The sequence below is a fragment of the Streptomyces sp. NRRL B-24085 genome (assembly GCF_001282115.1).
GTDB lineage: Bacteria > Actinomycetota > Actinomycetes > Streptomycetales > Streptomycetaceae > Streptomyces.
Map to the genome: position 1 here is coordinate 1 of NZ_LJBR01000342.1, position 9,150 is coordinate 9,150.

Annotated in this window: 9 protein-coding genes and 1 pseudogene; 2 read left to right on the forward strand and 8 right to left on the reverse strand. The window is 74.7% G+C overall.

All coding sequences use genetic code 11. The features are described 5' to 3' along the window. The coding region (locus tag AOJ26_RS42330) for an LAETG motif-containing sortase-dependent surface protein (RefSeq protein WP_159044436.1) at nucleotides 1-128 on the forward strand (128 nt) is incomplete at its 5' end. A gap of 269 nt (nucleotides 129-397) precedes the next feature. On the opposite strand, the gene cobC is transcribed toward AOJ26_RS42330, so the two are convergent. The 6 genes from cobC to cobM are packed head-to-tail and all read right to left on the reverse strand — an operon-like array spanning nucleotide 398 to nucleotide 6,784. After that, nucleotides 398-1,477, reverse strand: coding sequence for an Rv2231c family pyridoxal phosphate-dependent protein CobC (cobC, locus tag AOJ26_RS31560; protein ID WP_053851785.1), 1,080 nt, complete (start codon nucleotides 1,475-1,477; stop codon nucleotides 398-400). Further along, a complete protein-coding gene (locus AOJ26_RS31565; protein ID WP_053851786.1) occupies nucleotides 1,467-2,396 on the reverse strand; it encodes a sirohydrochlorin chelatase in 930 nt (309 codons plus the stop codon). The genes cobC and AOJ26_RS31565 overlap by 11 nt, the downstream gene beginning before the upstream one ends. Further along, the gene (locus AOJ26_RS31570; protein ID WP_053851787.1) at nucleotides 2,393-2,983 is read right to left on the reverse strand and encodes a precorrin-8X methylmutase; all 591 of its coding nucleotides are present in this window, start codon (nucleotides 2,981-2,983) and stop codon (nucleotides 2,393-2,395) included. The genes AOJ26_RS31565 and AOJ26_RS31570 overlap by 4 nt, the downstream gene beginning before the upstream one ends. Further along, nucleotides 2,980-4,671 carry a precorrin-3B C(17)-methyltransferase gene (gene cobJ, locus AOJ26_RS31575; protein WP_053851788.1) on the reverse strand — a complete coding sequence of 564 codons (1,692 nt, stop codon included), beginning with the start codon at nucleotides 4,669-4,671 and terminating at the stop codon, nucleotides 2,980-2,982. The genes AOJ26_RS31570 and cobJ overlap by 4 nt, the downstream gene beginning before the upstream one ends. Next, entirely contained in the window at nucleotides 4,668-5,966 is a 1,299-nt protein-coding gene (locus AOJ26_RS31580) for a bifunctional cobalt-precorrin-7 (C(5))-methyltransferase/cobalt-precorrin-6B (C(15))-methyltransferase (RefSeq protein WP_053851789.1), read from the reverse strand. The genes cobJ and AOJ26_RS31580 overlap by 4 nt, the downstream gene beginning before the upstream one ends. Beyond that, a complete protein-coding gene (gene cobM / locus AOJ26_RS31585) occupies nucleotides 5,963-6,784 on the reverse strand; it encodes a precorrin-4 C(11)-methyltransferase (protein ID WP_053851790.1) in 822 nt (273 codons plus the stop codon). The genes AOJ26_RS31580 and cobM overlap by 4 nt, the downstream gene beginning before the upstream one ends. Before the next feature lie 106 nt (nucleotides 6,785-6,890). Here cobM and AOJ26_RS31590 point away from each other — a divergent pair, with 106 nt between their 5' ends. Then, a complete protein-coding gene (locus tag AOJ26_RS31590; RefSeq protein WP_053851791.1) occupies nucleotides 6,891-7,619 on the forward strand; it encodes a ZIP family metal transporter in 729 nt (242 codons plus the stop codon). 26 nt (nucleotides 7,620-7,645) lie between these two features. Here AOJ26_RS31590 and cobI read toward each other — a convergent pair whose 3' ends face one another. Both cobI and AOJ26_RS31600 read right to left on the reverse strand, forming a co-directional pair. Next, nucleotides 7,646-8,392, reverse strand: coding sequence for a precorrin-2 C(20)-methyltransferase (cobI, locus tag AOJ26_RS31595; protein WP_053851792.1), 747 nt, complete (start codon nucleotides 8,390-8,392; stop codon nucleotides 7,646-7,648). Continuing rightward, nucleotides 8,377-9,150 (reverse strand): annotated as a pseudogene (locus AOJ26_RS31600) (cobyrinic acid a,c-diamide synthase); the annotation flags it as partial. The gene cobI and the pseudogene AOJ26_RS31600, both read right to left, overlap by 16 nt.

A 9,150-nucleotide genomic window follows, 5' to 3' on the forward strand; every position in this document is an offset into this window, starting at 1 on the left:
GCCCCGCCAAGGAGGCGGGCCTCGCCGAGACGGGCAGCAGTTCCATGACGCCGTACCTCGTGACCGGCGCGATCGCCCTGCTGGTGGCAGGCGGGGGAGCGGTGGCGGTGTCCCGCCGCCGAGGCTGATCCGGGCCTCGGTCGCAGGTGCCCCCGGGGGAGCGGGGGCAGGTGGGGTGCCTCGCCTCAGGGGAGGAGCGGGCGTGGCACCCGCGCCGGGTCTGCCCGAGTCGGGCGGCGGGCCCGGGACACCGTGCGGATGACCGGGTCCGGCGGCAACTCCGGGAAGCCGTGCCGCATGAGCGCCGGTGACCGGGGGCACGGAGGGGGAGCCCCGGTGCCGCACCGATCCGGGCCCAGGTCGCGGTGCCGTCCGGGCCGGCGCGACGGCGCCCGCCTCAGCCCTGGGCCAGCGTCACCGCCTGGTCCAGGGCCTGGAGGAAGGAGTTGACCGTCGTCCGGTCCCGCACCGCGAACCGCAGCCACTCCTCGCCGAGCCCCGGGAATGTGTCCCCGCGCCGCACCGCGAACCCCAGGTCGCGCAGATGCCGTCGTACCTCGGCGGCCCGCGGCAGGCGTACGAGGACGAAGGGGCCCTCGGCCGGTTCGACCACCCGGAGTCCGTCCGGGGCGAACTCCCGCAGTCCGGCGACCAGATGGGCCCGGTCGGTGGCGACACGGTGGGCCGCGTGGGCCGCCTCCGCCAGCGCCCGCGGCTCCATGCACGCCTCGGCCGCCGCGAGGGCCGGGCTGGACACCGGCCACAGCGGCTGGGCCCGTTCCAGTTCGGCGACGGTCTCCGGGGCGGCGAGGACGTAGCCGATCCGGAGACCGGCCAGACCCCATGTCTTCGTCAGGCTGCGCAGCACGACGAGTCCGGGCAGGTCCGTCCGCCCGGCAAGTGCCTCGCGCTCGCCCGGCACCGCGTCCAGGAACGCCTCGTCCACCACCAGCGTGCGCCCGGGGCGGGCCAGCGCGGCGATCGTGCCCGCGGGATGCAGGACCGACGTGGGGTTGGTCGGGTTGCCCACGACCACCAGGTCGGCGTCCTCGGGAACGGCCGCCGCATCGAGCCGGAAACCGTCCTCCTCCCGCAGCAGCACCCTCTCGACCGCGTGCCCGGCGTCCCGCAGCGCGGCTTCCGGCTCGGTGAACTGCGGGTGCACCACGACCGCGTGACGGAACGTCAGAGCCCTGGCGAGCAGCACGAACGCCTCGGCGGCCCCGGCAGTCAGCAGCACCCGCTCCACGGGCACCTCGTGCCGGGCCGCCACCGCCGCCCGTGCCGCGCGCCCGTCGGGGTAGGCGGCGAGCCCGGTCAGCGACCCGGCGATCCGCTCCCGCAGCCAGGCCGGGGGAGTGTCCGCGCGGACGTTCACCGCGAGGTCCGTGAGCCGCGCACCGTCGTCCCGCACCTCGGCGTCGCCGTGGTGCCGCAGGTCGTGCCCCTCCCCGCTGCGGGTGCTGTCAGTGCGCATGGGAGTGGGAGCCGTGGTGGTGGCCGTGGTGGTGATGGTGGCCGTCGTCGTCCGGGTGGAAGTGCGGCTGCTGCGCCTGGCCCACCTTGTCCTCGAAGCCCGGCAGCGCGATGCGGTACACGCACGAGTCGCAGTTCATCCGCAGATCGCCCTTGACGGCCTCCTCGTACCGTTCCATCACCAGGTCGAGGAGCTCGGGCTCCGGACCGATGACGTCCGCGGAACGCACCTCCACCTCCGGGTGCGCGGCCGCCCAGCCCTCGGTCTGCTGCCTGACCCGGTCCGGCAGGATCCCGGTGAACAGGAAGTAGGGCAGCACGACGATCCTGCGCGCCCCCAGCGCCGCACACCGGTCGAGCCCGCTCGGCACGTCCGGCGCCGCCAGCGACACGAACGCCGTCTCCACGCCCGCGTATCCGCGCCCCTCCCACAGCAGCCGGGCCGCCTTGTACACCTCGGCGTTGGCGTCCGGGTCGGTGGAGCCCCGGCCGACGAGCAGCACGGTCACGTCCGCCCGGTCCAGCGGGGTCCGCCCCCCGCCGGCGCCCAGCGCCTCGTCCAGGCGCCGCTCCAGGACGTTCAGCAGCGCCGGGTGCGGGCCCAGCGGGCGGCCGTAGGTGTACGAGATCCCGGGGTGGCGCTCCTTCTCGCGGGACAGCGCCGCCGGGATGTCGCCCTTGGCGTGCCCGGCGGACACCAGCATCAGCGGCACGGCCGCGAACCGGCGCACCCCGCGCTCCACCAGTTCGGCCACCGCGTCGCCCAGCGGCGGCGGGGACAGCTCGATGAAGCCGCCCGCGACGGGCAGTTCGGGGTGGCGGGCCCCGAGCTCCCGGACGAAGTCACGGAACGCCTCGGCCCCGGCATCGTCCCGGGTGCCATGACCGGCGATGAGCAGGGCGGGCGGCGGGGTGGTCACGATGTCTCCTCGGAGGGGTGAGTGGGGTGGTACAGCAGGGCGTTGAGCGCGGCGGAGGCCACCGCAGAACCGCCCTTCTCGGACACGTTGCTCACGGCGGGCAGTCCGCTCTCGCGCAACGCGGCCTTGGACTCGACCGCGCCGACGAAGCCGACGGGCAGTCCGATGACGAGCGCCGGGTCCGCGTCCAGGGTCAGCAACTCCTCCAGCGCGGTGGGGGCGTTGCCGATCACCCAGATCGCGCCGGCGCCGACCTGCTCGTGGGCGAGCCGGATCGCGTGGGCCGAACGGGTCAGCCCGGGACCCGACTTCGCGTCCCGCAGCCGGCAGACGGTCTCCCGGCGGGTGATCCCGGCCGCGACCATCTCCACGTCGGTGACGACGGGCGCGCCGGCGTGCAGCGCGGCATGCGCCTTCTCCAACTCGCCCTCGTCCATGACGAGATCGGTGGCGTACTCCAGATCGGCGGCGGAGTGGACGACCCGCTCCACCACCGCCCGGGTCAGCGGCGGGAGGTGCGAGGTGTCCAGGCGGGCACGCATTCGCCGGTAGGACTCCACCTCGATCGGGTGGACGACACGGTTCACTTCGAGTCCTCCTCCGACGTCTGCCAGCGGTAGCCGCGCGGGGTCACCATGCGCCCCGCGATGTCACGGGTCGCGGTGTTGCCGACGGTCACGACCGTCATCATGTCGACGGTCGCCGGGTCCAGCGCGGCCAGTGTCGTCAGCCGGCCGGACTCGTCCGGCCGCGACGCGTTCCGTACGACCCCGACCGGCGTGGCCGGCTCCCGGTGCTCGGCGAGGATCGCGAGCGCCTTGGGCAACTGCCAGTCCCGGCCCCGGGAGCGGGGGTTGTAGAAGGTGACCACGATGTCCGCCTCGGCCGCCGCGCGCACCCGCCGCTCGATGACCTCCCACGGGGTGTGCAGGTCGGACAGGCTGATGGACACATGGTCGTGCCCCAGCGGGGCGCCGAGGATCGCGGCCGCCGCGAGGGCCGCGGTCACCCCGGGGACCCCGGTCACGTCGATGTCGTCGGAGGCCTCGGCGAGCGCGGGGGAGGCCATGGCGTACACGCCGGCGTCCCCGCTGCCGATGAGCGCGACCGCCTGGCCCCTGCGGGCCTCCTCGACGGCCGTGCGCGCCCGTTCCTCCTCGGCCCCCAGGCCGGACTCCAGGACCCGGGTCCCGGGCCGCAGCAGATCGCGGATCTGGTCGACGTACTGGTCGAGCCCGACCAGCACCGAGGCCCGCTGGAGCTCGGCCTTCGCGCGGGGGGTGAGGAGGTCCCGGGCGCCGGGGCCCAGTCCGACGACCGCGAGCCGGCCGCGCGCGGGACGCCGTACGACCGCGCAGGTCGCCATGGCGGGGGAGGCCGCGGACTTGCGCTTGGGGACGAGGAGTTCACCGCCGCCGAGCAGTGCGGCGGCCTCCGCGACCGACGGCGTGCCCACGGCGGCCAGCGGCGCGTCCGACGGGTTGGGCACCTCGACGGCGGCCAGCTCCTCGGCGGTGTGGGTCACCAGGGGCACGCCGAGCCGCCCGGCCGCGGCGACGATCCCCGGCTCCTCGGCCTTGGCGTCCACGGTGGCCAGCGCGGCGACACTGCGGGGAGACAGCCCGGCCTCCCGCAGCGACCCCTCGATCAGCTCCAGCACCTCCTCGGCGGGCGCGCCCTTGGAGGCGCCCACCCCGACCACGAGCGTGGGCGGACGCAGCACGACCTCCTGCCCGGAGAGCTCGACGAGCCGGTCCGTGACCCGGATCCCGTACGCCCCCTCCGGGGCGACCGGCAGCGCAGGCAGCGGCCAGCCCGACTCGTTGTGCAGGGCGACGGGTTCCCCGTCCAGCAGGGCCCGCGACACGGCCGCCACCGCGCCCTCCACCGGCAGCCCGAGCGTGTCCAGCCCCGGCACCCCCACCGCGTCGGTCGCCGTCGTCACCACGGGCTCGGCGCCGAGCAACTCACCGACCTCACGGGCGAGTTCATTGGCACCGCCGCCGTGCCCGCCGACCAGGGAGACGGCGAACCGGCCGCCCTCGTCGACGCACACCACACCCGGGTCGGACGCCTTGTCACCGAGCAGCGGCGCGACCAGGCGGACGACCGCTCCCGTGGCCAGGAAGCACACGAGCTGCTCGCACTCCGCGAACGCCCGCCGTACGGCGTCCCCCACGGGTCCGTCGTACACGCGCGTGCGGTCCGGCCAGGCCGCGGCCAGCCGGTCACGTGCCGCCGCCCCCGCCGCGGTGGCGGAAATAAGGCCGATCACTGAGCAACTCCCTCTCGGTACACGGGGTTTCTGACGCCCCACAGCAGGAAAACCGGGTTGGTCGCCGCGAGCCGGGTCACGTCCCCGGGCAGCGGCGCCAGCCGGGACGACTGGAGCAGTACGCCGTCGCAGTCCAGCCCGGCCTCGGTGAGGGCCGCGCGTACGGCCGGCACCCGGTCCAGCGCGGCCATCGCCACGACCACGCTCCGCCGGGCCCGGCGGGCACAGGCGGCGACGATGCCGGGCAGTTCGCGCCCGCCGCCACCGACGAACACGGCGTCGGGATCGTCCAGTCCGTCGAGCGCGTCCGGCGCGGACCCGTGCACGACCTGTACGTCGACCCCGTGCGCGGCCGCGTTGGCACGGATCCGCTCGACTCCGTCCGCGGCCTTCTCCACCGCGACGACGGCGGCACCGAGCCGCGCACACTCCACGGCCACGGACCCTGACCCCGCACCGACGTCCCAGACCAGGTCCCCGAGCCGCGGCCCGAGCCGAGCGAGCGCGAGCGCCCGCACCTCGAACTTGGTGATCATCGAGTCGCGGTGCGCGAACTCGCCTTCTTCCAGGGCCCATCGGGAGGGGGCCGGGGGAGGCCCGGCGACGGTACGTACGGCTCCGAGCATCCGTGACTCATCGAGACAGAGAACGACATTCACGGCGGAACCCCAATCCCGAGCGGCGGCTTCGGCAGGGGTGACCCGTTCGACACGCTCGTCACCGGTGCCGAGGGCAGAGGCAACGAGGAGTACGCATTCAAGGGGCGCGGGGAACTGCGCGACCAGCCCCGACGGCGCCGCACCCGCCCGACGACCTCCCTCGGCACCCCCCGCCGCGAGCGCAGCTCCCAGCTCCGCAGGCCCGGCCCCGGGCCCGGTCAGCACCGCCACCTTGGGACGAGCCCGGCACACGTTCACCGCCGTCCGCAGATCCCGCCCGTGCGCGCTGACCACCACCGCGTCGTCCCACGGCACCCCCACCCGGGCGAACGCGGCGGCCACGGAGGACACCCCGGGACGGACGTCCAGCGCGGCCGGACCGAACCGCTCCGCCAGCACCCGCACGATCCCGAAGAACCCGGGGTCGCCGGAGGCCAGCACGACGACCCGGCTGCCCTTGTCGAGATGCCGCTCGATGACGTCCAGCGCCGGTGCCAGCGGCCCCAGCACGACCCGCTCGGCGCCCGCGGGCACCGCCGCGGCGTCCAGGTGCCGCCGCCCGCCGACGACCAGCTCGGCCCCGGCCAGGGACTCCGCGGGCGCCGCCCCCGTCCCCGTACCCACGACCGTGATCACGTGCCGGCGCCCTTCGCCGCCCGCAGTGCCCGCCGGGCCTCCGGGTCCGCCTTGCGGTACCCGTGGAAGTGGCCGGGGTGGTAGAGGTGCGAGCGGGTGCCCTCGGCGTCCAGCGCCGGGCCGACCAGGAACAGCGTGTGCTTCCACAGCTTGTGCTCCTTGACGGTCTCCTCCAGCGTCCCGATCGTGCAGCGCACGACCAGTTCCTCCGGCCAGGTCGCCTGGTAGGCGACCACGACCGGCGTGGACGTCGGATAGCCGCCCTCCAGCAGCTCCCGCACCAACTGCCCGCTGCGCGCCGCCGACAGGAAGACCGCCATGGTGGTGCCGTGCTTGGCGAACTCCCGCACCTCCTCGCCGGGCGGCATCGGCGTCTTGCCACCGCCGAGCCGGGTGAGCACCACGGACTGCGCGACCTCGGGGATGGTCAGCTCGCGCTGTGCGAGCGCGGCGACCGCCGAGAAGGCGGAGACCCCGGGCACGACCTCGGTGGCGATGCCGATCCGGGCGCACCGGTCGAGCTGCTCCTGCGTACCGCCCCACAGGGCGGGGTCCCCGGAGTGGATGCGGGCCACCCGGAGCCCCTCCTCGCGGGCCCGCTCGTACACGGCGACCACGTCCTCCAGCGACATCGTCGCCGAGTCGAGGATCTCCGCGCCCTCGCGCGCGTGCTCGAGGACCTCCGCCTGCACCAGGCTCGCGGCCCAGATCACGACGTCGGCCTCGGCGATGGCGCACGCGGCCCGGAACGTCAGCAGATCGGCGGCGCCGGGGCCGGCACCGACGAAGGTCACCTTGCCGGTGGGGGCATCGGCCATGGAAATCGGTCCTCTCATCACAAAAACGCAGGAAAAGGTCTTACGGTCGCGGTCGGCGCGGTGGCCGGATGTGCGCGAACGGGGGGTGATCGGATACCAAGGCCCTATGGCGGTCTTCGTCGCGCTCGGCGCGTTCCTGATGACGCTGGCCGGCGGCTGGACGGCACAGCGGGTGACCGACCGCCGCCATCTGGTCCTCGGCCTGGCCGGCGGACTGATGCTCGGCGTGGTCGGTCTGGACCTGCTGCCGGAGGCGCTGCACGCGGCCGGCGACGAGGTCTTCGGCGTGCCCGCCGCGCTGCTCCTGTTCGTGGCCGGCTTCCTGCTGGCCCATCTGGTGGAACGCCTGCTGGCCGCCCGCCAGGCCGCGCACGGCGCCGAGGAGCACGACGGGCGGGTGCCCGAGGTCGGCCTCACGGCGGCGGCCGCGATGGTCGGCCACAGCGCCATGGACGGCGTGGCCATCGGCGCTGCCTTCCAGGTGGGCGGCGGCATGGGCACGGCCGTCGCGCTCGCCGTCGTGGCGCACGACTTCGCGGACGGCTTCAACACGTACACGATCACGAGCCTGTACGGGAACGCCCGACGCAGAGCGCTGACCATGCTCTTCGCGGATGCGGCGGCCCCGGTGCTGGGCGCGGCCTCGACGTCGTTCGTGACCATCCCGGAGGGCCTGCTCGGCGGCTATCTCGGCCTCTTCGGCGGCGCGCTCCTGTATCTCGCGGCGGCCGAGATCCTCCCCGAGGCGCACCACGAACACCCCGCCCGCTCGACCCTGCTGTGCACGGTCGCGGGCGTCGGCTTCATCTGGCTGGTGGTGGGGCTGGCCGGCTGACCCGGCCGCCGCTCCTCTGACGGGCCTCACAACTTGCCGCCCCGGGTGCCGTCCCGCCGTGCGGGCGCGATCAGGGTGGAGAGGTACGGCAGGGGAACCCCGTCGAGCTCGGCGGCCGACCGGATGGACTCGCCCTCAAGACCCAGCGCGGATCCCCACACGGCGTCCTCGATCCGCCCGGTCTCCCGGAGCGCCTCGGCCACCTCGGCGGCCTGCCGCCCGAACTTGTACGCCACGACCGTCCCGGGCCCGGCGAGCGCGTCCTTGAGCACGGCCGAACCGGCCGTCACGGGCACGAGGGTGAGCGGTTCGGTGCCCTCGGTCAGCACGGCCCCGGAACGCGCCGCGAGGTCCTGCATGGCGGTGATGCCGGGCACGGTCTCGACGACGACCCCCGGCACGAGCGCGCCGATGGTGTGGGCGAGATAGGTGAACGTGGAGTAGACGTTGGGATCGCCGATGGTCGCGAAGGCGACGGACGCGTGCGCGGCGAGCAACTGCGCCACCCGCTCCCCGGCCGCGTCCCACGCGGCCTCGCGCCGGCCGTGGTCGGTGCGCTCGTTGAGGGCGAAGACGACCCGTACGACCTTCTCCTGCGGCACGTAGTGCAGCACGGTCGCCTCGGCCCGCCCTTGTTCCCCGGTGTCCATGACCGGCACCACGACCACGTCGGCGGCGCGCAGGGCGTTGACCCCCTTGACGGTCACCAGCTCAGGATCCCCGGGCCCGACCCCGACCCCGATCAACCTGCTGCTGCTCATGACGTCCGGCACCTCTCCACGAACCGACGGGCGACACCGGGCTCGGACGCCCAGTGCGTGTGCAGATAACTCGCGTGCACACCACGCTGTACAAAACCCTCCAGCCGCCGCCGGGGCACCCGCACACCCCAGGCCGCCGCGTCCCCCGCCCCCGGCTCCACCACGGTCCGGTGGAACTCGTGCCCGCGCATCCGCGTGCCGGCGACGGCCAGCGAACTGTCGCTGACGGCCACGGCGTCCCGGTACCCGAGCGTGAGCTTCCCCGTCATCCGCGCCGACGCGTCGAGCACCCCGCACATGGGCTGCCCGTCCAGTTCCCGGCACAGGTACAGCAGTCCGGCACACTCGGCGGCGACGGGAGCGCCGGTCTCCGCGAGGGCCGAAACGGCCTTGCGCAGCGGTTCGTTGGCGGACAGGTCGGCGGCGTAGACCTCGGGGAACCCGCCCCCGACGACCAACCCGCTCGTCCCGTCCGGCAGTTGCTCGTCGCGCAGGGGGTCGAAGACGACGACCTCGGCACCGGCCGCGGTGAGCAGCTCGGAGTGCTCGGCGTAGGAGAAGGTGAAGGCGGGACCGCCGGCGACAGCGATGACCGGCGGATGCGGCTGAGTGGGGGCTGGTCGCGCAGTTCCCCGCGCCCCTGGGTGGGTGACCTGCCCCGAATCCATCCGCTCCGGCGTTCGCGCCAATTCAGCCCCTCCGGCGTTTGAGGAGCGGGGGCCCGGGGGCAGCGCCCCCGGGAGCGGGGTCGAAGGGGCGGCAGCCCCTGG

What these genes read in the sequence shown, in the direction of transcription:
- AOJ26_RS31590 (WP_053851791.1), top strand. Translation starts at nt 6,891, where the DNA reads ATGGCGGTCTTCGTCGCGCTCGGCGCGTTCCTGATGACGCTGGCCGGC.
- cobC (WP_053851785.1), bottom strand. Translation starts at nt 1,477, where the DNA reads ATGCGCACTGACAGCACCCGCAGCGGGGAGGGGCACGACCTGCGGCAC.
- cobM (WP_053851790.1), bottom strand. Translation starts at nt 6,784, where the DNA reads ATGGCCGATGCCCCCACCGGCAAGGTGACCTTCGTCGGTGCCGGCCCC.